24 protein-coding genes are annotated in these 25,706 nt (G+C 74.1%); 14 read left to right on the top strand and 10 right to left on the bottom strand.

The annotated features are described in order from the left end of the window. Positions 1-68: 68 nt before the first annotated feature. The gene (locus ACWCXH_RS09870) at positions 69-440 is read right to left on the bottom strand and encodes a YbjQ family protein (protein WP_449800845.1); all 372 of its coding nucleotides are present in this window, start codon (positions 438-440) and stop codon (positions 69-71) included. 123 nt (positions 441-563) lie between these two features. On the opposite strand from ACWCXH_RS09870, the gene ACWCXH_RS09865 reads away from it, so the two are divergent. The 3 genes from ACWCXH_RS09865 to ACWCXH_RS09855 all read left to right on the top strand — a co-directional run bounded on the left by ACWCXH_RS09865 (position 564) and on the right by ACWCXH_RS09855 (position 2,864). After that, entirely contained in the window at positions 564-1,496 is a 933-nt protein-coding gene (locus tag ACWCXH_RS09865; RefSeq protein ID WP_449800844.1) for a hypothetical protein, read from the top strand. 44 nt (positions 1,497-1,540) lie between these two features. Next, a complete protein-coding gene (locus ACWCXH_RS09860) occupies positions 1,541-2,056 on the top strand; it encodes a hypothetical protein (protein WP_449800843.1) in 516 nt (171 codons plus the stop codon). Between the two features lie 97 nt (positions 2,057-2,153). Continuing rightward, positions 2,154-2,864 carry an aminoacyl-tRNA hydrolase gene (locus ACWCXH_RS09855; RefSeq protein ID WP_449800842.1) on the top strand — a complete coding sequence of 237 codons (711 nt, stop codon included), beginning with the start codon at positions 2,154-2,156 and terminating at the stop codon, positions 2,862-2,864. A gap of 135 nt (positions 2,865-2,999) precedes the next feature. Here the strand turns inward: ACWCXH_RS09855 and ACWCXH_RS09850 are convergent, their stop codons facing one another. Genes ACWCXH_RS09850 through ACWCXH_RS09840 form a run of 3 tightly spaced genes read right to left on the bottom strand, consistent with a single transcriptional unit; the run spans position 3,000 to position 5,472 of the window. After that, positions 3,000-3,749, bottom strand: coding sequence for a hypothetical protein (locus ACWCXH_RS09850; RefSeq protein WP_449800841.1), 750 nt, complete (start codon positions 3,747-3,749; stop codon positions 3,000-3,002). A gap of 44 nt (positions 3,750-3,793) precedes the next feature. Then, complete coding sequence (locus ACWCXH_RS09845) at positions 3,794-4,558, bottom strand: hypothetical protein (RefSeq protein WP_449800840.1); 765 nt, start codon at positions 4,556-4,558, stop codon at positions 3,794-3,796. Continuing rightward, complete coding sequence (locus ACWCXH_RS09840) at positions 4,555-5,472, bottom strand: ABC transporter ATP-binding protein (protein ID WP_449800839.1); 918 nt, start codon at positions 5,470-5,472, stop codon at positions 4,555-4,557. The genes ACWCXH_RS09845 and ACWCXH_RS09840 overlap by 4 nt, the downstream gene beginning before the upstream one ends. A gap of 205 nt (positions 5,473-5,677) precedes the next feature. Here ACWCXH_RS09840 and ACWCXH_RS09835 point away from each other — a divergent pair, with 205 nt between their 5' ends. Continuing rightward, positions 5,678-6,964 carry a sensor histidine kinase gene (locus ACWCXH_RS09835; protein ID WP_449800838.1) on the top strand — a complete coding sequence of 429 codons (1,287 nt, stop codon included), beginning with the start codon at positions 5,678-5,680 and terminating at the stop codon, positions 6,962-6,964. Continuing rightward, positions 6,964-7,695, top strand: a complete 732-nt coding sequence (locus ACWCXH_RS09830; RefSeq protein ID WP_449800896.1) for a response regulator — start codon at positions 6,964-6,966, stop codon at positions 7,693-7,695. The genes ACWCXH_RS09835 and ACWCXH_RS09830 overlap by 1 nt, the downstream gene beginning before the upstream one ends. 55 nt (positions 7,696-7,750) lie before the next feature. On the opposite strand, the gene ACWCXH_RS09825 is transcribed toward ACWCXH_RS09830, so the two are convergent. The 3 genes from ACWCXH_RS09825 to modA all read right to left on the bottom strand — a co-directional run bounded on the left by ACWCXH_RS09825 (position 7,751) and on the right by modA (position 10,705). After that, positions 7,751-8,845: an ABC transporter ATP-binding protein gene (locus ACWCXH_RS09825; RefSeq protein WP_449800837.1), complete on the bottom strand. Its 1,095-nt coding sequence runs from the start codon at positions 8,843-8,845 to the stop codon at positions 7,751-7,753. Positions 8,846-8,912: 67 nt separating this feature from the next. After that, on the bottom strand, positions 8,913-9,716 hold the full coding sequence (locus ACWCXH_RS09820) for an ABC transporter permease (protein WP_449800895.1): 804 nt from the start codon (positions 9,714-9,716) through the stop codon (positions 8,913-8,915). A gap of 134 nt (positions 9,717-9,850) precedes the next feature. Continuing rightward, positions 9,851-10,705, bottom strand: coding sequence for a molybdate ABC transporter substrate-binding protein (gene modA / locus ACWCXH_RS09815; RefSeq protein WP_449800836.1), 855 nt, complete (start codon positions 10,703-10,705; stop codon positions 9,851-9,853). Between the two features lie 366 nt (positions 10,706-11,071). Here modA and ACWCXH_RS09810 point away from each other — a divergent pair, with 366 nt between their 5' ends. From ACWCXH_RS09810 to ACWCXH_RS09800, 3 genes are all read left to right on the top strand, one after another. Beyond that, positions 11,072-12,139: an RNA ligase (ATP) gene (locus ACWCXH_RS09810; RefSeq protein WP_449800835.1), complete on the top strand. Its 1,068-nt coding sequence runs from the start codon at positions 11,072-11,074 to the stop codon at positions 12,137-12,139. 121 nt (positions 12,140-12,260) lie between these two features. Further along, on the top strand, positions 12,261-13,646 hold the full coding sequence (locus ACWCXH_RS09805; protein WP_449800834.1) for a cytochrome P450: 1,386 nt from the start codon (positions 12,261-12,263) through the stop codon (positions 13,644-13,646). Positions 13,647-13,933: 287 nt separating this feature from the next. After that, complete coding sequence (locus ACWCXH_RS09800; RefSeq protein WP_449800833.1) at positions 13,934-14,758, top strand: MHYT domain-containing protein; 825 nt, start codon at positions 13,934-13,936, stop codon at positions 14,756-14,758. 69 nt (positions 14,759-14,827) lie between these two features. Here the strand turns inward: ACWCXH_RS09800 and ACWCXH_RS09795 are convergent, their stop codons facing one another. Then, complete coding sequence (locus ACWCXH_RS09795) at positions 14,828-15,196, bottom strand: hypothetical protein (RefSeq protein WP_449800832.1); 369 nt, start codon at positions 15,194-15,196, stop codon at positions 14,828-14,830. Between the two features lie 246 nt (positions 15,197-15,442). On the opposite strand from ACWCXH_RS09795, the gene ACWCXH_RS09790 reads away from it, so the two are divergent. Beyond that, positions 15,443-16,159 carry an RNA polymerase sigma factor gene (locus tag ACWCXH_RS09790; protein ID WP_449800831.1) on the top strand — a complete coding sequence of 239 codons (717 nt, stop codon included), beginning with the start codon at positions 15,443-15,445 and terminating at the stop codon, positions 16,157-16,159. Between the two features lie 5 nt (positions 16,160-16,164). Beyond that, positions 16,165-17,118 (top strand): hypothetical protein, encoded by a 954-nt coding sequence (locus tag ACWCXH_RS09785; protein ID WP_449800830.1) that lies wholly within the window; start codon positions 16,165-16,167, stop codon positions 17,116-17,118. 238 nt (positions 17,119-17,356) lie between these two features. On the opposite strand, the gene ACWCXH_RS09780 is transcribed toward ACWCXH_RS09785, so the two are convergent. After that, complete coding sequence (locus tag ACWCXH_RS09780) at positions 17,357-18,841, bottom strand: cation:dicarboxylate symporter family transporter (RefSeq protein WP_449800829.1); 1,485 nt, start codon at positions 18,839-18,841, stop codon at positions 17,357-17,359. 175 nt (positions 18,842-19,016) lie between these two features. Between ACWCXH_RS09780 and ACWCXH_RS09775 the strand changes: the two genes are divergently transcribed. The 4 genes from ACWCXH_RS09775 to ACWCXH_RS09760 all read left to right on the top strand — a co-directional run bounded on the left by ACWCXH_RS09775 (position 19,017) and on the right by ACWCXH_RS09760 (position 24,788). After that, positions 19,017-20,720, top strand: coding sequence for a sensor histidine kinase (locus tag ACWCXH_RS09775; protein ID WP_449800828.1), 1,704 nt, complete (start codon positions 19,017-19,019; stop codon positions 20,718-20,720). After that, positions 20,717-21,487, top strand: coding sequence for a response regulator (locus tag ACWCXH_RS09770; RefSeq protein ID WP_449800827.1), 771 nt, complete (start codon positions 20,717-20,719; stop codon positions 21,485-21,487). Before ACWCXH_RS09775 ends, ACWCXH_RS09770 begins: the two co-directional genes overlap by 4 nt. 218 nt (positions 21,488-21,705) lie before the next feature. Beyond that, positions 21,706-23,109 (top strand): diaminobutyrate--2-oxoglutarate transaminase family protein, encoded by a 1,404-nt coding sequence (locus ACWCXH_RS09765; protein WP_449800826.1) that lies wholly within the window; start codon positions 21,706-21,708, stop codon positions 23,107-23,109. Between the two features lie 215 nt (positions 23,110-23,324). Further along, the gene (locus ACWCXH_RS09760) at positions 23,325-24,788 is read left to right on the top strand and encodes a pyridoxal phosphate-dependent decarboxylase family protein (RefSeq protein ID WP_449800894.1); all 1,464 of its coding nucleotides are present in this window, start codon (positions 23,325-23,327) and stop codon (positions 24,786-24,788) included. A 110-nt stretch (positions 24,789-24,898) separates the two neighbouring features. Here ACWCXH_RS09760 and ACWCXH_RS09755 read toward each other — a convergent pair whose 3' ends face one another. Further along, positions 24,899-25,696 carry an inositol monophosphatase family protein gene (locus ACWCXH_RS09755; protein WP_449800893.1) on the bottom strand — a complete coding sequence of 266 codons (798 nt, stop codon included), beginning with the start codon at positions 25,694-25,696 and terminating at the stop codon, positions 24,899-24,901. Positions 25,697-25,706: the final 10 nt, after the last annotated feature.

Genomic DNA, 25,706 nt, shown 5'->3' with positions numbered 1-25,706 from the left:
ACATCAGGAGGGGCGACGGGTGTTCCCGTGGCGAGCCGGGCGGGCCGGGCGAGCCGGGGCGGGACGGATCAGGCCGCCGGGGAGACCACGACCGCCGTGCCGTACGCACAGACCTCGGTGCCGACGTCCGCCGCCTCCGTCACGTCGAAGCGCATCATCAGGACCGCGTTGCCGCCGCGCGCCTTGGTCTGCTCGACCAGTCGCTGCATCGCCTCGTTGCGACTCTCCACCAGGGTCTTCGTCAGCCCTTTCAGCTCGCCGCCGATCAGCGACTTCAGCCCGGCGCCGATCTGGCTGCCGATGTGCCGGCTGCGCACGGTCAGCCCGAACACCTCGCCGATCACGTGGTCGACGCGGAAGCCGGGGATGTCGTTGGTGGTCACGACCATGACGTCGGCGTTCGGGCCCTGCCCGCCGCCGTACTCGTTGATGTCAGCCATGGGCCCATCCTGCCGGTGTCATGCGTCCGAGTGACAGAGGCGTGGCCGGGGTGTGGCGGACGAGGTGTCCGGAAGCTGGTTCCGACCGGTGATCGGGCGGCCGAAAAGCCGTACCGTAGCCCCATGGGCGAGCGAAGCGATCATCCACAGGGGCCGGGCGCGGCGGAGGACTCCGGTGCGCAGGAGATCGAGGCGACGGTGGTGCTGGGCCTGCGGATCACCAACTGGCCGGCGCTGCGCGCCGCGGCGATCGCGGCAGTGGAGGAACTGGACTTCGACGGCATCGACCCGGCCGGCCAGCGCCGCGACCTGCTGCGTGAGGTGGCCGAGGACGCCAACGCGGCGCTCGGCGCGCTGCTGCACCCGGACCGGCTGGTGGCCGCGATCCCGGGCGTCGAGGCGATCGGCGGCACGCTGGAGATCAGCGTCACCGAGGACTTCGCGCCGGATTTCGCCGACCTGTTCCCGCTGGAGGGCGACGACGAGGACGGCGGCGGCGCGGGCGCGGACTGGACGCTCACCCCGCGCACCGCGTGTCTCCTCCACGCCCAGCTGATCGGCCTGGCCGACGCCGCGTACGACGACCTCGACGAGCACGGGGACGACCCCGTAGCCGAGGGCGAGGACGCCGACTGGACGGTCTTCGCCCGGCTGCCCCAGCGCACCTGGCGCCTGCACCGGGGCTGGCGCCGCGCGATGGCCCGGGCCTTCGACGACCTGGCCGACGACCTCGCGCTCGGCGAGTGGCCGCTGCCGCGCTGCCTGGCCGAGGAGATCGCGCTGCGGATGGCCCTCGTCGACGCCCGCGCGCTGCTCGGCGCGCAGCCCGAGTCGGTGGCCGACATGATGGGCGACCTGCCCGCCGACCTGTACGACTACGACTGGGACGGCTGCCACGACGAGCTGTTCGGCGTCTACGGCCCGGACGACGGCGATCCTGAGCTCGCCGCCGAGCAGCGCACCGAACTGCTGCTGGCGGCGACGCACCCGGAGGGCTGGTTCCTGGCCTACGAGGACGCGGAGGAGCGCGACAGCCAGCGCGGCTACCGGCGCTGACCCGTCGTCCGGCGGGTTCCCGAGGTGGCCGCTAGGCTGCGGGCATGTCCGATGTATCTGATATGCGCGACATGTCCGCGGGCCCGGGCGGGCCCCCTGTGGCCGGGGAGGACCAGGTCCTCTCCCGGATCGAGCTCGGACTGGAGGGCGTGCAGGCGGCGCAGCGCGGACGGACGGCCGAGGCGCGGGCGAGCTTCGAGGCGCTGTGGGAGGCGCTGGGCGAGCGCGGCGACGTCATCCACCGCTGCGTGCTCGCCCACTACCTGGCCGACCTCCAGGACGATCCGCGGGCCGAACTGGAGTGGGACCGCCGGGCGCTGGCCGCCGCCGACTCGCTGACCGCCGAGCGGGCCCGGGCGTACGAATCCGCGCTCCAGGCGCGGGCGTTCTACCCGTCGCTGCACCTCAACCTGGCCTCGGACCACCTCAAGCTGGGCGAGGCCGACCTCGCCCGCGAGCAACTCGAGCGTGCCGTCCGCAGCCTGGACGTCCTGCCCGCGGACGCCTACAGTGCGGGCATCCGCGCGGCGGTGGACGAGCTGCGGCAGCGGCTGCGCTAGTGGCGGGCGGCGGGCGGCGGGCAGTTGGTGGTTGGTGGCTGGGCCGAGCCGGGGCCTGCCGTGATCGCGTGACCGGGGGGACTGGCATGCTGGACGGGTGACCTCTCCGTTCGATGCCCCCGTTTCCGTTCCCGCCCCTGACGACCGCGATGGCCGGCCGCAGTACGTGCTGCCGCTGGTGGTGCGGATGGAGCGGGCCACGCCGCCCGGGCGGACCGACGCGCTGGAGACCTCGGCCCGGGCCGTGCTCACGCTGCTGGCGGACCCGCGGGTGACCGAGGCGGACGGCGCGTGGGCCGAGCGGGTCGCGGCCTGGGAGGACGCGCGGATCCGCAAGGTGGTCCGGCGGGCCCGGGGCGGGGAGTGGCGCCGGGCCGGCGAGCTGCCGGGGATCACGGTGCGGGGGAGGGAGGCGGAGGTGCGGGTGTTCCCGCCGGTTCCGCTGGACGGGTGGCCGAAGGAACTGGCGAAGCTCCAGGTCTCGGGGACGGACCTGGAGGAGACCGACGAGATCGGCACTCCGGAGCCGGGCCTCCCGGTGCTGTGGCTCAACCCGGATGTGGAGATGAGCGCGGGCAAGACCATGGCCCAGACCGGGCATGCCGCCCAGCTCGCCTGGTGGAGGCTGGACGAGGCGCAGCGCAAGGAGTGGGCCGAGTCGGGATTCGCGCTCGCCGTCCGGACGCCGACGCCGGAGGCGTGGGCGGAGCTGGTGGCGAGCGGGCTGCCGGTGGTCCGGGACGCGGGCTTCACCGAGATCGCCCCGGGGAGCTGCACGGTGATCGCGGAGCACCCGGTGCTGCGGTAGGGGCGCGGGCAGGCGGGCTCGGCGACGGATGGCTGACGACGGTCGACGAACAGATGACAGCGAACAGATAACAGATTTCGAAATCTGTTATCTGTTCGCTGTCATCTGTTACCCGCAGCCTGTCCGGCGCGCCCGCTAGGCGGCCGACGCCTCGTATCGCCGCATGGCCCGCAGGCCGCCGTGGACGGCAGCGGCCGTCCACAGGGCCATGATCAGCAGCCCCGTCCAGTGTCCGTAGTGGACACCCGGTTCGGGCCGGGTGCGCATCGCGTACAGGCCGGCACGGTCGGGGAGGAACTGGCCGGCCTCCCGCACGCCCGGGATCGCCGCGAGCCAGGTCGTGCCGAGGAACACCATGACCGGGATCACGCCGAGCGCGGCACTGAGGTTGCCCAGTGCCGCGGTCAGGCCGAGGCAGATCAGCACCATCATCGGGTGGTACAGCACGCCGGCCAGGAAGCTGCGGGCCAGGCCTGGGGTCGACGGGTCCAGGCCGACGGTGGCACCGACCGCGAGGAACGAGCCCGCCGTCGAGGCCAGCCCGAGCAGCAGGCCCAGCCCGGCTCCGAGAGTGAGCTTGGCGCCGTACAGGCGGCCGCGTCGCGGGACGGCGGCGAGCGAGCCGCCGATCATGCGGGTGTTGAACTCCTGCCCGATCAGCAGGATCCCGAGGCAGGCCACGGCGACGTGGCCGAACAGCAGGCCGTAGTAGATCCCGCCGGCCGGGTCCTCGCCCGGGGCGTGGTCCTTTGCCCCGTAGGCGGCGTTGACGACCGCGGTGATGCCGACGGTCAGCGCCAGGGCCACCAGCGGAGCCGCCCACTGTGAGGGCAGGGTGGTGAACTTGATGCGTTCGGCGCGCACGGCATCGGCAAGCGTGCTCATCGTTCTCCTCGTCTCCTTTTCCTTCGAAGGCACGCGTGTCGGGGTCACCTGGCTCGCCGCATGGCGAGCAGGCCGCCGTACGCCGCGAGGGCCGCCCAGAGCGCCATGATCAGCAGCCCGGTCCAGTGCCCGTACCCGACCTGCGGGTCGTCGGCGTACCGCAGTGCGTACTGGCCGGCGCGGTCGGGCAGAAACCGGACCGCCCTGCGGACTCCCGGCACGCCCCCGAGCAGTGGCGAAAGCAGGAAGACGGTGGGGAGGAGCAGGCCCATGGCGGCGGTGAGGTTGCCGAGCAGGGCGGTCACGCCGAGGCAGAACACCACCAGTAGCGCGGGGTAGAGCACGCCCGCGGTCGCGCTGCGGACGAACGCCGTCCCGGCCCAGTCGGCCGGGACGGTGGCCGCGTACCCGGCGAAGGCGCCCGCCGTGCCGGCGGCGCCGACGGCGAGGCCGACCAGTGCGCCCAGCGCCAGCTTGGCGCCGTACAGGCGGCCGCGTCGCGGGACGGCGGCGAGCGACACGTCGATCATGCGGGTGTCGAACTCCTGGCCGATCAGCAGCACGCCGAAGCAGGTCAGGGCCGCCTGGCCGAAGTTGAGCCCGTAGAAGACGCCGACGCCAGGGTCGTCGGTGATGTTGTGGTCCTTCCCGCCGAGGGCCGCTCCGACGGCCGTGGTGACCCCGGCGGTGAGCAGGAGGGCGAGCAGCGGGGTGATCCAGAGCGAACGGAGGGTGGTGAACTTGATCCGCTCGGCGCGGAAGGCCTGCAGAGTGCGAAAGGCCTGCTCGGTCGAGGAGTTGACGCTCATGCGACGGCCTCCGTCCGGTACTCGACGCTGTCTGCGGTCATCCGCATGAACGCCTCCTCCAGCGAGTCCTGCTGGACCGTGATCTCGTAGAGCACCACGCCGTTGGCGGCGGCGAGCGCGGCGATCCGCTCGGGTTCGCAGCCGGCCACCTCCCAGGCGCCGCCGTCGACTTCGGTCGCGTCGAGGCCGTGGCCGGTGTCGCCGAGGAGGGCGGCCAGCTTGGCCGGGTCCACCGCCCGGACCCGGATCCGGGGGCGGCCGTGGCGCTCGATGAACTCGGCCGTCGGGGCGTCCGCGAGCAGGCGGCCGCGTCCGATCACGACCAAGTGGTCGGCGGTGAGGGCCATTTCGGACATCAGGTGGGAGGACACCAGCACCGCCCTTCCCCCGGCGGCGAGTTCGCGCAGCAGGGTGCGGATCCAGCGGATGCCCTCCGGGTCGAGGCCGTTCACCGGCTCGTCCAGCATCAGCACGGGCGGGTCCCCGAGCAGGGCGGCGGCCACCCCCAGGCGCTGGCGCATGCCGAGCGAGAAGCCGCGGATCCGGCGGCCGGCCGCCTCGGCGAGGCCGGCCTGCGCGAGCACCTCGTCCACGCGCCGCTCCGGCAGGCCGTTGCTCGCGGCGAGCCAGCGCAGGTGGCCGCGGGCCGTCCGCCCGCCGTGCAGGGCGTGGGCGTCGAGGAGCGCGCCCACCTGCCGCAGCGGGTCGGCCAGTTCGGGGTACGGGCGGCCGCCGACCAGGGCGCGGCCGACGGTCGGGTGCTCCAGGCCCAGGACCAGGCGCATCGTCGTGCTCTTGCCGGCGCCGTTCGGGCCGAGGAAGCCGGTCACGACGCCGGGCCGGACCGTGAAGGACAGGTCGTCGACGACCCGCCTGCCCTCGTACTCCTTCGTGAGGCCCTGGATCTCGATCACGGCCGCGCGCTCCTTCCTCTCGGCGGGCCCGGAGGTGTTCCGGCCCTGGTCCCGTGCCGGTCCTCCGGCGGGTGGTTCCATTCGACCGGGGTGGGCCGGTCCGGTGGATCCCGCCGCGGAGGGAAGCCGGCTCCCTCTCCAGAGGGAGTCGGCAGCACACCGGGGAGGGGCGCCAGGAGCGGCGCTGACCTGGCAGGATGGCGCAATGCCGAGGTTCATAGCGCCGCTGCTCGCCGGCGCCACGTACGCGCGCTGGCTGCACCTGCTGATCGGGTGGGTCTTCGTGGGCGTCGCCCTGATGATCTACCCCGGGACCTACCGGAAGGGCCTCGCCGAGATCCTCGCGCAGGGCGTCGCGGTGGATGCCGTCCTGCTGGCACTCGTCGCGCTGGTGCCCGCGATGCGGCGCGCGGAGGGCGTCCAGGCGCGGTTGCTGCTGGTGCCGGACCGCGAGGAGGACATCGCCGCCGAACCGTCCCGCACCTGGGCCGACCGGCGGCGCACGGCCGCCTGGCTGATCGGGCGGGTCGCGCTCGGAACGGTGACGGGGTTCGCGTCGGTGGCCGCGCTCACCGTCGTCTATGCGCTGCTGACCGGTTCCGCCCTGGACTTCGGCGGGCTCCGATTCCCTTACCCGACGGGACGGTTCTGGTACCCGTTGGCGGCGCCGGTGCTGCTCTTCGGCTACGGCTGGCTGGTCGTCTGGGCCGGACGCCTCCAACTCGCCATGGCCGTACGGCTGCTGAGCCCGTCCCCGGCGGAGCGGCTGGCGGAGGCCGAACTGCGGGCCGAACGCCTGCTGGAGCGCAACCGGCTGGCCCGCGAGCTGCACGATTCCATAGGCCACGCACTCACGGTGACGGTTCTTCAGGCCGGTGCCGCGCGCGAGGTCGGGGACCCGGCGTTCGCCGCGAAGGCGCTCGAAGTCATCGAGGAGACCGGCCGCAGGGCCATGGAGGACCTCGAACGGACGCTCGTCCTGCTCCGCGAGACCCCGGACGGAACGGTCGTCGAGAACCCGGGCATCGAGCAACTGCCCGCCCTCTTCGACACCGCGCGGGCGGCGGGCAGCCCGGTCGACGCCTCGATCGACGTACCCGCCGGGGCGCTGCCCGGGGTGCTCTCGCGGGAGTCCTACCGGATCGTCCAGGAAGGGCTGACCAACGCCCTCAAGTACGCGCCCGGTGAGCCGGTCAGCGTCCGGATCGCCGTCCGGGGCGGGCAGTTGGAGCTGAGCTGCGTCAACCCGCTGCGAAACGCCTCGCACGCGCGGGACGTGGGGTCGGCGCGGGACGTCGGGTCGGCGCGGGGCGCTGCGTCCGTGCTGGGCGCCGCGTCGGCCAGGCGCGGCGGGAAGGGGCTGCGCGGGATCCGCGAACGGGCCGTCCTGCTCGGGGGTGAGGCCACGGCGGGGGCAGCGGGCCGGGGCAAGGGCGACGGCCCCGGCGAATGGGCGCTCGCCGTTCGGCTGCCCCTACGCTTGGGATCGTGATGATCAACAACGGGAGCGCCGCCGGGACCGTCGACATCGTGCTCGCCGACGACGAGGAACTCGTCCGAGCCGGCCTGCGGGCCGTCCTGGAGGCACAGGGCGACCTGCGGGTGGTCGGAGAGGCGGCCGACGGCGCCGAGGCGGTGGCGCTCGCCCGCGCGCTTCGCCCGGACGTCGTGCTGATGGACGTCCGGATGCCGGTCATGGACGGTCTGGCCGCGACCCGCGAACTCGTCCGGCCACGGGCGGGAGGGCTCGCGGGCGGGCCGGGGGCACAGGCGGAGCCGGGGAGCCCGGAGGAGCGGCTGCCGAAGATCCTCGTCGTCACCACCTTCGAGAACGACGACTACGTCTACCAGGCCCTGCGCGCGGGCGCGGACGGCTTCCTGCTGAAGCGCTCGCGCCCGGCCGAGATCGCCCACGCCGTCCGGCTCGTGGCGGGCGGGCAGTCGCTGCTCTTCCCGGCCGCGATCCGCCGCCTCGCCGCCGGCCGCGGCAACCCGGCGGCCCGCGACGCGATGTCCAGGGCGGCCCTGACCGAGCGCGAGGCGGAGGTGCTGCGGCTGATCGCCGGCGGGCTCAGCAACGGCGAGATCGCCGAACGGCTGTTCCTCGGCGTGCAGACGGTCAAGACGCACGTCAGCAGCGTCCTCGCGAAGCTCGGCGCGCGCGACCGTACCCAGGCGGTCGTCGCGGCGTACGAATCGGGGTTCGTCGAGCCGACGGAGTAGGGGCCGGCGCAGGAGGGACCGGCGGAGTACGGGGGGCTGGGGGAGGCGTTGGTCTTCAGGCCGGGTAGGCGTGTGTCTGGGCGGCCTTGACCGACGCCCACACCGTCGTGCCGGGCGCCAGGTCGAGCTCCGCGACCGCGGCCGGGGTGAGGTCCGCCGCCATCGGCAGCTCCCCGGCCAGGTCGGCGCGGACCTGGTCGCCGTGCAGGTCCAGGCCGACGACCTTGGCCTCCCACACGTTGCGCGCACTGGAGTCGGGCCGCTCCCGGTGCAGCGTCACCGCGGACGGCGGGAAGGCGACGAACGCCGGGCCGGACAGCTCCTCGGTGGTGGCCAGCACCGTGCCGTCCGCCAGCTCGACCCGCCGGCCGTCCGCCCGCCCCTGGTACAGGTTCAGGCCGACCAGACGGGCGATGTAGTCCGTGCGCGGCCGCCGGGCGATCTCCGCCGGGGTGCCGGACTGCACCTCCCGGCCGCCCTCGATCACCACCAGCCGGTCGGCCAGCACCATGGCGTCCAGCGGGTCGTGCGTCACCAGCACCGCGACCGCCTCGAACTCGGCCAGGTGACGCCGGAGTTGGGAGCGCACGTCGAGGCGGGTGCGGGCGTCCAGGGCGGCGAGGGGCTCGTCCAGCAGGAGCAGTCGCGGGCGGACCGCCAGCGCCCGGGCGAGGGCCACACGCTGCGCCTGTCCGCCGGAGAGGCCGCCCGGGCGGGACGCGGCGTGGTCCGCGAGGCCCATCCGCTCCAGCCAGGCGGCAGCCTCGGCGCGGGCCGCGCGCTTGGGGCGGCCCTGGCAGCGCGGGCCGAAAGCGACGTTGTCGAGCGCGCTGAGGTGCGGGAAGAGCAGGTAGTCCTGGAACACCACGCCGACCGGGCGTTCCTCGGCGGGGGTGTGCACGTGGCGCCCGGGGTCCGCGAGCGTCGTGCCGTCCAGGCGCAGGTGGCCGCCGGTGAGCGGGAGCAGCCCGGCGAGGGCGCGCAGGGCGGTGGACTTGCCGGAGCCGTTCGGGCCGAGCAGGGCGATCACCTCGCCGGGCGCGGCGGTGAGCGCCAGGTCGAGCGTGAACGCGGCTCGTTCCACCCGGAGCCGGGCGTCGAGGGCGGGCGCTGGGTTCACGAATGCGGGGTTCGCGGGTGCTGGGTTCATCCGGGCAGGGTCCATGGGGCGGAGACGGAAACGGAGGCGGGGGTACGGGGCAGGTGCGGGGAGCGGGTCACGGGGTGGTGGACATCCACCGGTCGCGCAGGCCCACCAGGACGGCGACCGAGACGGCCAGCAGCACCAGGGACAGCGCGATCGCCGCCTGCGGGTCGGACTCCATGGCGAGGTAGACGGCCAGCGGCATGGTCTGGGTCTTCCCCGGGAAATTGCCCGCGAACGTGATCGTCGCGCCGAACTCGCCGAGCGCCCGGGCCCACGCGAGCACGGCCCCGGCGGCGATGCCCGGCGCGATCAGCGGCAGGGTGACGCGCCGGAAGGCCGTCAGCCGGGACGCGCCCAGGGTCGCGGCGGCCTCCTCGTACCGGGCGTCGGCGGCCCGCAGCGCGCCCTCGACGCTGATCACCAGGAACGGCATCGCGACGAACGCCTCGGCGATCACCACGCCGGTGGTGGTGAACGGCAGGGTGATGCCGAACGCCGAGTCCAGCCACGAGCCGACGATCCCGCGCCGACCGAGGACCAGCAGCAGCGCCACACCGCCGACCACCGGCGGCAGCACCAGTGGCAGTGTGACGAGGGCCCGGATCACCCTCCGGGCGGGCAGCTCGGTGCGGGCGAGCAGCCAGGCCAGCGGGACACCGAGCAGCAGCGACACCGCTGTGGCCAGCGTGGCGCAGACGAGGGACAGCCGCAGGGCGTCCCAGACGGCGGTGCTGGTCAACTGCTCGGTGAGGGTGCTCCAGGGGGCGCGGACCAGCAGGCCGACGAGCGGGAGGATCAGGAACGCCAGCCCGAGCAGTGCAGGGAGCAGCAGCGTGACCGGAATGCGTGGCGTGTGCCGCCTGCGGCGCGGCAGCGCCTTCGGGGCGTCGGGCGCGGCAGAAGGGCCCGGGTTCCCGGGGCCGCCGGGATTGCCCGGGTCCCCGGGGCCACCGGCGACGGGGGCGTCCCCGTGGCCGGCGCCCGTCCCGGTGCCGGTGGCGCGATCGCTCACGGTGCCTGGAAGCCCGCCGCGGTCAGCACCTGCTTGGCCTCGGGCGACTGGACGTACGCGACGAACGCGGCGGCGCCGTCCTTGTTCGGGGCCTTGACCAGCGCGGCGACCGGGTAGTCGTTCACGGCCTTGGCGGCCTCGGGGAAGTCCACGCCGTCGATCTTCCCGGCGTCGGCCTTCACGTCGGTCTGGTAGACGAGGGAGGCGTCGACCTCGCCGAGCTCGACCTTGGTGAGTGCGCCCTTGACGTCCTGTTCGAGGGTGACCGGCGTGAGGTTGAGGCCGGCGGCCTGGAGCGCCGTCAGGGCGGCGGCGCCGCAGGGCACCTCCTTGGCGCACAGCGCGACCTTCACGCCGGAGGCGGTGAGGTCCTTCAGGCCGGTGATGTGCTTGGGGTTGCCTTTGGGTACGGCGATGGCGAGCGTGTTCTTGACGAAGGCCGTCGGCTGGCCGCTCGCGCCGCCCGCGTCCGTGACGGTCTTCATGGTGGCGGGGCTCGCGGCGGCGAACACGTCGGCCGGGGCACCGGAGTTGATGCTGGTGGCGAGGTTGGAGCTGCCGCCGAAGTTGAACTTGACCTTGGCGCCCGGGTTCGCGGCCTCGAACTTCTTGCCGAGCTCGGTGAAGGTCTCCTTGAGCGAGGCGGCGGCGAAGACGGTGATGTCGCCGGTGGCCTTCGGGACGGCGGCCGCGCTCGCCGTGCCGTCGGCCGCCGTCGAGGCTGCGGGGGCCGGCGCGCCCGCGGAGGACTTGCCGCCGTCGCTGCCGCACGCGGTGACCCCGAGGCTGAGGGCGAGGGCCGCTGCGGCGGCGACGGCGAGTCTGCGGGGGTTGGTCGTGCGGGAGCTCATCGGTGCTTCCCTTCCTCGGCGCGCGCCGGAAGGGGCGCGGAGACGAGGCCGCAGGTGCGGCCGTTACGGTGATCATAGTGCCGCAGATGCGAGCGGAAAATCGTCTGTCGCATTGCACAGGCGGGCCGCAGCGAGGGCGTTTGCCCGACTGTGGGAAGGCTCAAACGTGCACGGACGGTGATCCTGCGGTGCGCGGGGGTGGTCCTGGCGCGCGGCGTGGTGCGGGGTGGTGCGGTCGCGGGACGGGTGCGGGCCGGGGCGTGCTGAAATTGCGTCGCGCCCGGCGGTCCGAGCCGCCAGAGTGGTGGCGGTCCGTGCTCGGCCGACCGGCCGGGAGCACCGAGAACCACGGGGAGGAGTCCGTCCATGTCCACACTGCGCGTCACCGCCGAGAAGCTTGTCGTCCTGGAACACCCGAATGCCGATGCCCTCGAGCTCGCGCAGGTCGGCCTCTACCGGGCGGTTGTCGCGAAGGGCGTGTACCGGACCGGCGACTACGCCGTCTACATTCCCGAACAGTCCGTGCTGCCCGAGGAGTTGATCGCTGAGCTGGGCCTGACCGGCAAGCTGGCCGGCAGTCGGGCGGACCGCGTGAAGGCCGTCCGGCTGCGCGGCGAGCTCTCCCAGGGCATCGTCTGCCGCCCCGCCGCGCTGGCCGGCACCGACCTGGCCGCCGCCGCGGAGCACGGCGAGGACTTCGCCGAGGCCCTCGGGATCGCCAAGTGGCAGCCGCCGATCCCCACGTCGATGAACGGCGACGTCGTCAGCGCGCCCGACCTCCTGCCCTGGGTGGACATCGAGAACCTCAAGCGCTACCCGGACGTCTTCGAGCCCGGCGAGCCGGTCGTGCTGACCGAGAAGCTGCACGGCAGCTGCTGCCTCGTCACCTACACCGCCGCCACCGGCGAGGTGCACGTGTCCTCCAAGGGCATCGGCGCGCAGGGGCTCGCCCTGGCCGAGGACGAGCGGAACCTCTACTGGCGCGCCGTGCGCGCCCACGGCATACCGGCCGTGGCGGCCCGGCTGGCCGAACGGCTCGGCGCCGAGCGGATCGGCATCTTCGGCGAGGTCTTCGGCACCGGCGTCCAGGACCTGACGTACGGCGCCTGCGCCCGGACCGAACTGCCCGGCTACGCCGCGTTCGACGTGTCCGCCGTGGTGGGCGGGCAGTTGCGCTGGCTGCCCGCGGCCGAACTGCTCGACGGCGAACTGCCGCTGGTGCCCGAGCTGTGGCGCGGACCGTTCGACCCCGCCACCGTGCTGGAACTGGCCCAGGGCAAGGAGACGGTCTCCGGGCGCGAGCTGCACATGCGCGAGGGCGTGGTGATCCGGCCGGTGGCCGAGCGCTGGAGCCCGGTGCTCGGCGGACGGGCGATCGCCAAGGTGGTCGGCGACGCCTACCTGACCCGCAAGGGCGGCACCGAGTACGAGTAGGAGCTCCGGCCGACGCGGGCAGAGGCGGGTGCGTGCGGTGCGACGTCCGCTCTCCCGGCGCCCCCTTCCACCACTGATTATCCGTCAGTTAGGTTGGTGGCGCCGTGGAGAAGGAGACCCGATGACGATCGCCGCTGTCCCCGTCCCTGTCGCCGCCACCCGCTCGATACCCGGGCCGCCCGGCCTGCCCTTCATGGGCTCCGGATTCGACATCGACCGCCGCCCGCTGCGCACCCTGCGCGCGGCCCGGCGTGACTACGGCGACCTGGTCCGCTTCCACGTGGGGCCGATCGGCCTGGGCGCGGACCTCTATGCGGTGTTCTCCCCCGAGGGCGCCCAGCAGGTGCTCGGCGGCGAGGCCGCCAACTTCCGCAAGGAGAACTCCTTCTACGACGAGCTGCGGACCAGCGTCGGCAACGGCCTGCTGACCAGCCAGGACGGCGACTACCAGCGCCAGCGCCGGCTGATCCAGCCGCTGTTCACCCGCCGCCGGGTGGACGGCTACGCGGACGCGATCGCGCTGGAGACGCGGGCGCTCACGGCGCGCTGGCGCGCTGTGCCGGACGGCGTCGTGGACGCGGCGGACGAGATGTCACGGTTCGCGCTGCGCACGGTGTCGCGGATCCTGTTCGGCGCCGACGTGGAGGAGGCGGTGGCGGTCGTGCACCGCAGTTTCCCGGTGCTCGGCGCGTACGTCCAGGGCCGGGGCGTCGCCCCGATCTGCCTGCCGCGCCACTGGCCGACCCCGGGCAACCGGCGGGGTGCCGGGGCGCAGCGCGACCTGTACGCGGTCTGCGACCGGATCATCGCCGAGCGGGCCCTGCGCGCCACTGACCCCGGCGCGGCCGACCTGCTGACGCTGCTGGAGCGGGCGCGCGGTGAGGACGGGGCGCAGCTCGGCCGGGACGAACTCCGGGACCAGGTCCTGGTGTTCCTGCTCGCCGGGCACGAGACCACGGCGACGTCGCTCGCCTTCGCGCTGCACCTGCTCGCCGGGCATCCGGAGCAGCGCCGCCTCGCGCAGGAGGAGGCGGAGACGGTGCTCGGCGGTCGTGCGCCGACGGCCGCGGACCTTGAGGAACTTCCGTACATCACGCGGGTGTTGAAGGAGGCGATGCGCCTCTACCCGGCGGCGTCGTTGATCGGGCGGCGCTCGGTGCGGGAGGCGGTCATCGGTGGGCACGTCCTGCCGGGCGGCTCGCAGGTGCTCGTCGTGCCGTGGGTCACCCACCGCCACCCCGACCACTGGGACGAGCCGGACCGCTTCGACCCCGACCGTTTCCTGCCCGAGCGGGAGAAGGGGCGGCACCGGTACGCGTGGTTCCCGTTCGGGGGCGGTCCGCGGGCGTGCATCGGGCAGCACTTCTCGATGCTGGAGGCGGTGCTGGCGCTGGGCACACTGCTGCGGGACTTCGACGTGGAGGTGGTCGACCACCGGGTGGCGCTCACCCAGGGGATCACACTGCGCGCGGCGAGCCCGATGCGGATCCGGGTGACGCCGCGCTGACGGGCGGGGGTGACAGGTGACAGGTTTCAGCAAGCAGATGACAGATTTCAACATCTGTTATCTGTTCGCTGAAGCCTGTTCGTCGCTTGCGGGCGCGCCCAGCCCGCCCGGTCCAACCGCCCCAGGGTGTACGACCGCCCCATTCGAGCACACTGCTTCCGCCCTGTGGGCAGCTTTTACAGATCTTCCGGTGGTCGGTTCCGACCCCTCGATAGCGTCCCACGCGTCCCGGACCGGAATCGCACGAGCGTCTGGCATATGACGGGGACAGGTCGACCGGAGGTCCCATGAGAAGCGTCATCCACCTCGGCTCCGGCTGGCTGACGCCCACGCTCTCGTACATCCTGGCCTGCACGGGCGCCGCGCTTGGGCTGCGCTGCACCCTGCGCGGCCTCGCCGCGACCGGTGCCACCCGCCGGAACTGGCTGCTCACGGCCGCCGCCGCGATCGGCTCGGGCGTCTGGGTGATGCACTTCGTCGCCATGCTCGGCTTCACCGTCGACGGCACCGAGCTGCGCTACGACGCCCCGCTGGCCGTACTCAGCCTGCTGGTCGCGGTGCTGGTCACCGGCCTCGGCCTGGCCGTCGTCGGTCACCGCGGGCCGCGCGGCCCCGCCCTGCTGGCCGGTGGCCTGACCACCGGACTCGGCGTCGCCGCGATGCACTACCTCGGCATGGCCGCCCTGCGGATGCGCGCGGGCCTGCGCTACGACTCCGGGACGGTCGCGCTGTCCGTCCTGATCGCGGTCGGCGCCGCCACCGCCGCGCTCTGGGCCGCCGTCACGATCCGCAACGGCTACGCGGCAGCCGCGGCCTCGCTGGTCATGGGCCTCGCCGTGAGCTGCATGCACTACACCGGCATGGCCGCCGTCCACATCCACCCCGAGCCCACCCGGACCGGCCTGGACGGCGTGAGCCCGATGGAGTTCATCTTCCCGCTCGCCGTCGGCCTCGGCTCCTTCCTCTTCCTCGCCTCGGCCTTCGTCGCGCTCTCCCCGCCCGCCCAGGACCGGGCCGGCCGCCGTTCGGCGGGCGAGCTCGCCATCGAGGAGTTCCCGGTGGCCGCCGAGCCCGCGCCCGTCGACCCGGGCAAACACGACCAGGCGGCCTGACGGGACCCGTGCGCGGGCGGGGTGCCGCCCCGGCGGGCGGCACCCACGGTCACGCTCGCGCTCGGGGGTTCAACCCCGGGTCTGGAACACGATGCGGGTCCAGGACGAGCCCGGGCAGTTGCCCCACACGTCCCACGCCGCCGGCCGCGCGCCGATCCACAGGCCGACGGTGTACGTGCCGTTGGCGCAGTAGGTGATGGTGCGCAGCTCGCCGGAGTAGATGTTGCACTTGCCCACCCAGCGCCAGCCGTAGTCCGCCGTGATGACGCAGTGGTAGGAGGCGGTGATGGCGCTGGTGGGGGCGTTCGGGCCGGCCGTGATGGTCTGGTCGGCCGCGGGCGCGGCGGCGGCGGGCAGGGCGGTCGTTCCGAGGATGCCGAGGGCGGCGGCGGCCGCGACCCCGAACGTGGCGATCTTCCTGGCGATGCAACCCGACATGGTGGTTCTCCTCGCTCAACGATTCTCATCGGGCGGAGCGTCCCGGCCGTCCGGAGCCGGCGGGCGCCGGTGGGAGCCGGCGTTCTGTGCCGAATTTCCGATCCCCGTGCGGACGATGACGCAGTGCACACGATTGGGCGCGTACAGTGAGACGACGAACTATGATGTGAGCCGAGTCACATGCGTGCGCCTGGTTGGGGCGGCCTCAACTGGGGGTTCGGAGTGCCGATTTCCGGGGAGAACGGCATGGCGGAATTGACCGATCGATGTACCGGCGGGCGCGATCCGGGTGGCGAACCGACCGACTTCAACCGGGTGTTCACGGAAATGCTGCCGAGGCTCCATCGGGCGGCCGCTTCGCTCACTGGGAGCCCGTTCGCGGCGGGTGACATCGTGCACGACGCGTACCTGCGGATCGCCCGGCGCCCGGAGCGGTTCCTCGGCCATCCGCAGCCGTACGCCTACGTGTTCACGACGATGGCGAACATCCTGCGCGACCAGTGGCGGCGGGAGCGGCGTCGGGTGGCCCTGCCCGAGCCGGTGGAGCGGGAGCGCGAGCGGGCGGTGGCCGATCCGTTCGGTGGCGGGATGGCCGAGCTCCAGGCGCGGTGGGAGGTGGCCCGGCTGCTGGGCTGCCTGACCGCCAAGCAGGCCAGGGTGGTGGTCCTGGTGGACCTCGACGGCTACAGCGTCGACGAGGCCGCAGAGCTCCTGGGCCTGCACCGCAGCACGCTGGCGGTCACCCGGCGCCGCGCCCACGTCCGCCTGCGCACCGTCGTGGAGCGCGAACGTGCGGCGGCGGGCGAGCGTGGTCATGGCGCTGGCGGTGGTGGCGTCGGCGGTGGCGTCGGCGGTGGTGGGCGCAGGGCCGGCGGTGGAGGCGGGCGCGGGGGCGTGCGGACGGGGCCGACGCACCGGACTGACGGCAAGTCAACTGATGTGACCTCCCGGCCCGTACGCTGAAAATCGTGATCACGTACGAGGACCGCCGCCTGCGCGCCCTGGCCGGCGAGGGTCGCTGGCTCGAACTGCTGGCCGCCTACCGGCGGGCCCGGGCGGAGGCGATGGAGCGCTGCGGCGAGCTTTTCGGGGCGGCGGAGGCGGCGCCGCTCGGCCACCTGATCGCGTACGCGGCGCCGCCGGAGGTGGCCGTGCGGCTGTTTGAGCAGGACGGCGGCCCGGGCGCCGCCGGGGTGGCCGACCACGACGCCGGGCCGCTGTGGGAGGTGCTGGCGACCCGGCACTCGTGGCTGCGGCTGGCGCCGCTGCTGGTCCCGGCGGCTGTGCGCCGACTGGTCGCGCACACGCGGGTGCTGATCGGGGAGGACCTGTCCTACGGCGCCGAGCCGGATCCGGAGGGCGTGCCGCTGGTCCTGGAGTCGTGGGAGGCGGCGGGATGGAATGAGGGGGTGCGGGTCCGCGACTACCTGCCCGGTGGGGGTGCGCGCAGCGCGCTGCTGACGCTGCCCGTGAGCCGGGAGGACCTCGGGCCGGTGGCGCTTCCCGACCCCGGGCGGCGGCTGCGCGGGCAGCGGGCCACCCGGGTGCTCGCCGAGTTGGTGGACTGGGCGGAGGTGGCGTGCGTGCGCGGCCAGGCGCCGCAGGCGGCCGCCCACCTGGCCCGCAGTGCGCTGGTGACCGGCGGGTACCTGCCGTTCGCGCTCGCCGTGCCGGCGCTGGTGCAGGCGGGGGCGGTCGACCCGGCGCGCGGTGCGGCACACGGGCGGCTCGCGCTGTGGCGGGCGCTCGGCTCGATGGCGGGGGTGGACGGCCCGGACCGAAGCGAGGTGAATGCGCTGGTCGCCCGGATGCGGTGCTTCACGTGGTGCGAGCCGGCGGACGGGCTGCGGCACCTGCACGTGGCCCTGGAGGATCCGGCGTGCGGGCTCGCGTGGGCGATCAGCGGGTCCGAGGAGTTGTGACGGCGGGGCGGACGGTGCGCGGACGGGGCGACGCGGGTCAGCGCGGGTCGACGGGGCGGGCGGGTGACGGCTGACAACGGGCGGCGAACAGATAACAACCGACAGATGACAGATTTTGAAATCTGTCATCTGTCGGCTGTCGTTTGCCGCCGGTCAGCCCTCGGCGGCGTCCTCCGACCCGGCGCCGTTCCGGGGGTTGGTCGCGCGGCGCCGGACGGGGAGAGTCGGGGAGGGGGTGTCAGGCGGCCGCCGCGGGGATGTGCTCGGGCGTCGACACCGGCACCGGGCTCGCGGCCGCCGGTGCCGCGCCCTGCCCGCCCTGCCCATCGTGCGTGTCGATGAGTGTCCGCTCGTCGAACGGCAGCTCGCCCGCGAGTACCCGGCGTGCCCGCTCCGCGTCGAACTCGCCCGTCCAGCGTCCGATCAGGACGGTGGCGACGGCGTTGCCCGCGAAGTTGGTCAGCGCCCGGGCCTCCGACATGAACCGGTCGATGCCGACGATCAGCCCGACCCCGTCCACCAGTGCGGGCTTGTGCGACTGCAGCCCGCCGGCCAGGGTGGCGAGCCCGGCGCCGGTGACCCCGGCCGCGCCCTTGCTGGCGATCACCATGAAGACCAGCAGCGACAGCTGCTCGCCGATCGACATCGGCTTGTCCATCGCCTCGGAGATGAAGATCGACGCCATGGTGAGGTAGATCGCGGTGCCGTCGAGGTTGAAGCTGTAGCCGGTCGGCACGGTGATGCCGACGACCGGGCGGCTGACGCCCAGGTGCTCCATCTTGGCGATCAGGCGAGGCAACGCGCTCTCGGACGAGGACGTGGAGAGGATCAGCAGGAACTCGCGGCCGAGGTAGCGCAGCAGCGCGAACACGTTGACCCCGGTGACCAGCCGCAGCAGCGCGCCCAGCACGACCACCACGAACAGGGCGCAGGTGAGGTAGAAGCCGATCATGATGACGGCGAGGCTCTTGAGCGCCGCCGTGCCGGTCGCCCCGACCACGCCCGCCATGGCACCGAAGGCGCCGACCGGCGCGACCCACATGACCATCGCCATGACCCGGAACACCAGCCGCTGCACGTGCTCGACGCCGCGCAGCACCGGGGCCCCGGCCGGTCCCATCGCCTGCAGGGCGAAGCCGACGAGCAGTGCGACCAGCAGCGTCTGCAGCACCTTGCCCTCGGTGAGGGCCGAGAGCAGCGTGTTCGGGATCATCCCGAGCAGGAAGTCGGAGGTGGACTGGGCGCCGCCCGCCGCGGCCTGCGCGTGGCCGGACTTGGCCAGCGCGGCGGTCAGGTGCAGGCCGTCGCCGGGCTCCAGCAGGTTGCCGACCGCGAGGCCGATCGCGAGCGCGACCGTTGACATGGCGAGGAAATAGCCGATGGCCAGCCCGCCGACCCTGCCGACCTTGGCGGCCTTGGTGACCGAGCCGATGCCGAGCACGATGGTGCAGAAGATGACCGGGCTGATCATCATCTTGATGAGGTTGACGAAGCCCGTCCCGACCGGCTTCAGCTCGACCGCGAAACCGGGGGCGGCCAGGCCGACCACCACGCCGGCGATCACGGCGGCGATGACGGCGAGGTAGAGGAAGTGGGTGCGGTCCCGCTTCGCGGTGGGGGGCTGCACGGCGGGAGGCTGCACGGCCCCCTCCGGTGCGCGGTGCCCGTCCGGCTCCTCCTCGCGTCTGCCCCCCGTCGGCTGTGCGGCTCCAGCGATCGACATCTGCGGCTCCTTCGCCCTGCAGTCCTGGCGGCCCCGGGTGGTGGGCCGCTCCGACTATCGGGCCCGGGAGTGACGGAGGTCACGTTTGCGTTCATAGAGTTCACGGTCGGTTCACGCGCGGCGGGGGTGGGCGGACCCCTGGGGGCGCACGCGAGTGTGGTGCACACTGGCAGGCATGTCCGTGCGCACCCCCACCGCCACCGCGCCGCGCCGGTTGCTCCCCGACCCGCGCCGACTGGTCCGCAGCCTGGCCGGGCAGCTGTTCGCCGTCCAGGTCGTCATCGTGGCCGCCGTGGTGGCGGGCGGCGCCGTGCTCGCGTACCTCTTCACCGCCGACCGCACCGAGGAGGCGGCCCGCCGCGAGGTGACCGCCGTCGCCCGCGCGGTCGCCGACTCCCCGACCGTCCGCGTCGCCGTCACCGGGCCCGACCCGACCGCCGTCCTCCAGCCGTACGCCGAGCAGGTCCGCGTGGACACCGGGGTCTCGTTCATCACCGTCATGAACACCGACGGCGTGCGCTGGACCCACCCCCTGCCGGAGCAGATCGGCAAGCGCTTCCTCGGGCACATCGACTGGGCCCTCGCCGGGCAGACCCGCAGCGAGACGTACACCGGCACGCTCGGCCCGTCAGTGCGCGTGGTCACGCCAGTCCTGGACGACCGGCACCGGGTGATCGCTCTGGTGAGCGCGGGCATCACGCTGGAGAGCATCTCGAAGCAGCTGACCGGCCCGCTGCTGGCCCTGGTCGGGGTCGCGGTGGCCGCACTCGCGGTCGGCGGGGCCGGCACGTACCTGGCCAACTCCCGTCTGCGCAGGCACACCCACGGCATGGGGCCGGCCGAGCTCAGCCACCTCTACGAGTACCACCAGGCGACCCTGCACTCGGTGCGCGAGGGCCTGGTCCTGCTCGACCGGTCGCACCGGGTGGTGCTGTGCAACGACGCCGCCCGCGAACTCCTCGGTCTGGCGGGGGCGGTGGACGGCCGGCCGGTCACCGGGCTCGGTCTGCCGAAGGCGCTCGTCGCGTCCGTGCTCGGTGAGGAGCCGGTCCGCGACGAGGTCCACCTGACCGCCGAGCGGGTCGTGGTGCTCAACACCTCCACCATCGGCACCGGTCTCGGTCGCGTCGTCACCCTTCGCGACCACACCGAACTGCAGTCGCTCAGCGGCGAGTTGGACTCAGTGCGCAGCTTCACCGAGGCGCTCGGCGCGCAGGCGCACGAGGCTGCCAACCGGCTGCACGCCGTCGTCTCGCTCATCGAACTCGGGCGCCACGAACAGGCGGTGGAGTTCGCGACCGCCGAACTCGCGCTCGCCCAGCAGCTCACCGACCGGGTCGTCGCCGCCGTCAGCGAACCGGTCCTGGCCGCGCTGCTGCTCGGCAAGGCCGCCCAAGCGTCCGAGCGGGGAGTGGAGTTGACCCTCACCGAGGACAGCCGCATCGACGACGGCGTCCTGCCGCCCGGCCTCTGCGCCCGCGACCTCATCACCGTGCTCGGCAATCTGATCGACAACGCCGTGGACGCCGCGATCGCCGGGGCCGCCGAGAGCCCCGTTCCGCCGGAGGTCACCGTGACGGCGCGGATCGACGAAGCGGACGAGTACCTGGTGCTGCGCGTCGCCGATACCGGGGCGGGCATCGCCCCGGCAGCCGTCGAGGACGTGTTCCGGCGCGGCTGGAGCACCAAGCAGGACGGCCGGGGCCGCGGCCTCGGGCTGGCGCTCGTCGCCCAGGCCGTGCGGCGCAACGGCGGCACGGTCGAGGTCGGCCGCGATCGCGGCGCGGTGCTGACCGTCCGGCTGCCGCTCACCGGGAGGGCGGGGAGCACGTCCCCGCAGACGGCCGCATCCCCGCAGAGAACGGGAGCGGTCTCGTGACCACGGGCTTCGGGCCGCCGGACGCCTCCGCTGCCCCCGCCGCGGCTTCCGGTATCCCGGTGCTGATCGTCGAGGACGACCCCGTCGCCGCCGCCGCGCACAGCCTCTACGTCGAGCGCGAGCCCGGCTTCCGCGCCGCCGGCACGGTCCACAGCTGCGCCGACGCGCTGCGCTTCCTGGAACGCGCCCGCGCCGCCGGGACGCCCGTCGGCCTCACCCTGCTCGACCTCTACCTGCCGGACGGCCACGGCCTCCAGCTCTGCCGCGCGCTGCGCGCCGCCGGCCACACCACCGACATCATCGCGGTGACCTCGGCCCGCGACCTCGCCATGGTGCGGCAGGCGGTCTCGGCGGGGGTCGTCCAGTACCTGCTGAAACCGTTCACCGCCGCCGCCCTGCACGACCGCCTCGAACGCTACGCCCGCTACCGCGACAGCCTCGGCCGCACCGGCGAGGCGACCGGTCAGGACGAGGTCGACCAGGCGCTCGCCCTGCTCCGCACGCCCGAGCGCACCGCCCTCCCCAAGGGCCTCAGCGCGCCGACCCTGGACACGGTCGCGGGCGTCCTGCGCGAGGCCGAGTCCGGGCTGTCGGCCGCCGCCGCGGCCGCCGCCGCCGGGGTCTCGCGGATCACCGCGCGCAGGTACCTCGAACACCTCGTCGACACCGGGCTCGCGGTGCGCGAGCCGCAGTACGGGAGCGTCGGGCGGCCGGAGCTCTGCTACCGCTGGAAGGCGGGGGACGGACCGGCCGGGCGCCGCGCGTGAAGCCTCGGGAAGGTGTTCGTGCGTGAACCTCTCGGAGGGTGTCGTGCGTGAAGCCCCGGGAAGAGGATCTGCCGCGCGGCCGTGACCTCCTGCCCGCGCGCTCGTTGGGGAGGTGGGGGCGGTTCACCCGGTCGGGTGACTCCGGGCGCCCCGGAACGTCCGGCCAGGTCAAAGGTAATAAGGTTAGGCTTACCTAGCTTCTTTGTGGGGGGTTCGTCTTGTCGCTCGCCGCCATTCCCGCCCAGGCGCCCGGCGAGGCCGTGCTGCGCCGCCAGCGCGTCCGCGAGTCCTCCGCCCGGACGTACGCCCGCTCGTTCCCGATCGTCCCCGTCCGGGCGAACGGCATGACCGTCGAGGGTGCGGACGGGCGGCGCTACCTCGACTGCCTCTCCGGCGCCGGGACACTCGCCCTCGGACACAACCACCCGGTGGTGCTGGAGGCGATCCGCCGCACCCTCGACAGCGGCGCGCCGCTGCACCTGCTCGACCTCGCCACCGCCGAGAAGGACGACTTCACCACCGCCCTGTTCGAGAGCCTGCCCCCGGAGTTCGCGGCCCGTGCCCGGGTGCACTTCTGCGGCCCGGCCGGGACGGACGCCGTCGAGGCCGCGCTCAAGCTGATGCAGACCGCCACCGGCCGCTCCGGCGCCCTCGCCTTCACCGGCGCCTACCACGGCATGACCGCCGGCGCCCTCGCCCTCACCGGCAACACGGCCGTCAAGGAACCCCTGCCGAGCGGCGGCGAGGTTGTCCGGCTGCCCTACCCCTACGCCTACCGCTGCCCCTTCGGCGTCGGCGGCTCCGCGGGCGCCGACCTCTCCGCCACCTACGTCGAACGGCTGCTGGACGACCCGTCCGGCGGCGTCACGACCCCCGCCGCGATGGTCCTGGAGGCCGTCCAGGGCGAGGGCGGCGTCGTGCCCGCCCCCGACGGCTGGCTGGGCGCGATGCGCCGCATCACCGCCGAGCGTGGCATCCCGTTGATCGTCGACGAGGTGCAGACCGGTGTCGGCCGCACCGGCCGGATGTGGGCCGTCGAGCACAGCGGCATCCTCCCGGATGCCATGGTGCTCTCCAAGGCCATCGGCGGCAGCCTTCCGCTCGCCGTCGTCGTCTACCGTGAGGACTACGACGGCTGGCGGCCCGGCGCCCACACCGGCACCTTCCGCGGCAACACCCTCGCCATGGCCGCCGGTGCCGCCACCCTCCGGTACGTCGCCGCCCACGGCCTCGTCGAGCGCGCCGCCGCCGTCGGCGAGCGTATGGCGGCCCGGCTGCGCGACCTCGCCGCCGGGCTGCCCGTCATCGGGGACGTCCGCGGGCGCGGCCTGATGCTCGGCCTCGAACTCGTCGACCCCACGGCCGAACCCGACGCCTGCGGCGCGCGCCCGGCCGACCCGGCGCTCGCCGTCCGGGTCCGCGAGGCCTGCCTGGCGCGCGGCCTGATCGTCGAACTCGGCGGGCGCCACGACGCCGTCCTGCGGCTCCTCCCGCCACTCACCATCACGGACGAGCAGGCCGTCGCCGTGTTCGACCGGCTCGCCGACGCGATCGCGGCGGCCGCCGCCGCGGGCCGCGACGGCGCTGCCGCGGGCGCTGCGACCGTGCGGGAGGGCAGATGACCGGCGGCGCGGGGGCCGGCTCCGGGTGCGAGCACGGGCACGAGCACGAGCCCGGGGACGAGAGTGTGTACGGGCCCGAGTGCCGGTCCGCGCACCAGCGCGACCACGAGGGCGGCCGCTCGACAGGCCACTTGACCAGTCACTTGACCGGCCACTCGATCGATCAGTCGGACGACCACGGGGCCGATCATGAACTCCCCGGTGCCGCAGCCCCGTTGGACGTCCTCGCGGGCGGCGCCGGCGGGCCGGGCGCGCTCGGCCCGCTGCTCGCCACCGTGCTCGACGCCCTCGACGCCGGCACCGGCCTGCGCGCCGGGCCGCTGCCCGCCGGCAGCCCCGCCGAGCTCACCGCCCTCGTCGCCGACGGCCTCGCCGGCGCCCACGGCCGCGGCGCCCTCGCCCGCCTCACCGAACTCCTCGCCTACGGCGCCGCCGATCCCGCCGACCCGGCCTGCGCCGCCCACCTGCACTGCCCGCCGCTCGCCGTCGCGGCCGCCGCCGACCTCGCCGTCAGCGCCCTCAACCCCTCCCAAGACTCCTGGGACCAGGCCCCCGCCGCCACCGCCCTCGAAACCGCGGTCCTCGCCGAACTCGCCGCTCTCGTCGGCTACGACCCCGCCCGCGCGGCCGGCGTCCTCACCTCCGGCGGCACCGAGTCCAACCTGATGGGCCTCATGCTGGCCCGCGACCAACGCCTCGACGGCATCGTCGAGTTGGACGGCATCCCGGCCGACGCCAGCCCCCGCATCATCGCCTCCCAGGCCGCCCACTTCTCCGTCCAGCGCGCCGCCGCCCTGCTCGGCCTCGGCGAACGGGCCGTCGTCGCCGTCCCCGTCGACCGCCAACTGCGCATGGCACCCGACGCGTTGGAACGCGCGCTGGCCGAGACCGCCTGGGCCGGACACACCCCGATCGCCGTCGTCGCCACCGCCGGCACCACCGACACCGGGGCGATCGACCCGCTGCACACCGCCGCCGACCTCGCCGCGCGCTACGGCTCCTGGCTGCACGTCGACGCCGCGTACGGCGGCGGCGCCCTCCTCTCCGACCGGCTCGCCCCGCTCCTCGACGGCATCGCCCGCGCCGACTCCGTCTCCCTCGACTGGCACAAGCTCGGCTGGCAGCCCGCCGCCGCAGGCGTCTTCCTGGTCCGCCGCGCCGAGACCTACGTCTCCCTGGCCTGCCGCGCCGAATACCTCAACCCCGTCGACGACGAACGCGCCGGCTACCCCAGCCTGCTCGGCCGCTCGCTGCGCACCACCCGCCGCGCCGACGCCTTCAAGATCGCTGTCACGCTGCGCACCCTCGGTCGGGACGGACTCGGCCGGCTCGTCGACGCCTGCCACGACCTCGCCCGTACCACCGCCGACGCCGTCCGCGCCGAACCGTCCCTGGAACTCCACGGCGAGCCCGTCCTCACCACGGTCCTGTTCCGCTACCGGCCGAGCGGCCTCACGGACGGCGGCGCGATCGACGAACTCAACGGGCAGCTGCGCCGGTTGCTGCTGCGCACCGGGCGGGCCGTGGTCGGGCGCACCGAACTGCCGGGGGAGGGGCCGGGGAGGGTCCGGCTGAAGCTGACGCTCCTCAATCCGCACACCACGCCGGGAGAGGTCGGCGCGCTGCTGCGCGAGGTGGTCAAGGCGGGACGCAAGGTCGCCGGGGAGCGGGCCGGCTAGGGTCAGTCGGCCGGTTCGCCGGTCGGTCGGGCAGTCGGGGTTCATCAAGCGGTTGCCGGAGCGGCTGCCGGTGGTGTGGTGACCGGGTGTCCGGCGAGTCGTTCAGGCTGTCAGCCGCCCATGAGGACGTCGCGGGCGAGCTCCCAGGTCGCGGGATCGGCGGCGATCAGCAGGCCGTCCTCGCAGTCTGGGGCCTCGGGACGGTAGGGGCTGCCGTCCATGCGGGCGGCGACGCCGCCGGCCTCGGCGAGGAGCAGGCTGCCAGGGGCGTGGTCCCAGGGAAGGGTGCGCCAGTAGAAGACGAAGTCGGTGTGGCCGTCGGCGACGTCCGGGTACTCGATGCCGGCGGCGTTGCGGCCGGGGGAGAGCTCGCCGAAGACGGCGGCGTTGGCTTCGAGGCGGCGGCGGTGGTCGGGGTCGAGGAAGCGGCTCTTCATGATGCCGCGCAGCTTGTCGGGGTCGCGCGGGGCCGGCGCGCGGGTGAGGCGGGCGTCGTTGCGCCAGGCTCCGGCGCCCAGTTCGGCGCGGTAAGCGGTGGCGGTGGCGGGCTGCCAGATCCAGGAGGCGACGGTCTGGCCGGTGCGGACGAGGGAGCACATGACGGCGTAGTCGGGGCGGCCGGCGACGAAGTTGGAGGTGCCGTCGACGGGGTCCACCAGCCAGACGGCAGGCTCGGAGTGCAGGGCGAGGGCGAGCGAGGGGTCGGCGGCGACGGCCTCCTCGCCGACCACGGGGACGGGCAGGAGCTCGCGCAGCCGCCGTTCGATGATCGCCTCGGCCTCGCGGTCGGCGATCGTCACGAGCTCGCCGGGAGCCTTCTCCAGCACCTCGCCGGCGGCCAGCGCCCGGAAGCGCGGTTCCACCGCCTCGGCCGAAGCCTCGGCGAGGATCTCCGCCACCTTGTCCATCAGCACGTCC

The sequence above is a fragment of the Kitasatospora sp. NPDC001660 genome, from assembly GCF_053596725.1.
Note: the sequence above shows the minus strand (reverse complement) of the source record. Positions and strands in the feature narration are given on the sequence as shown.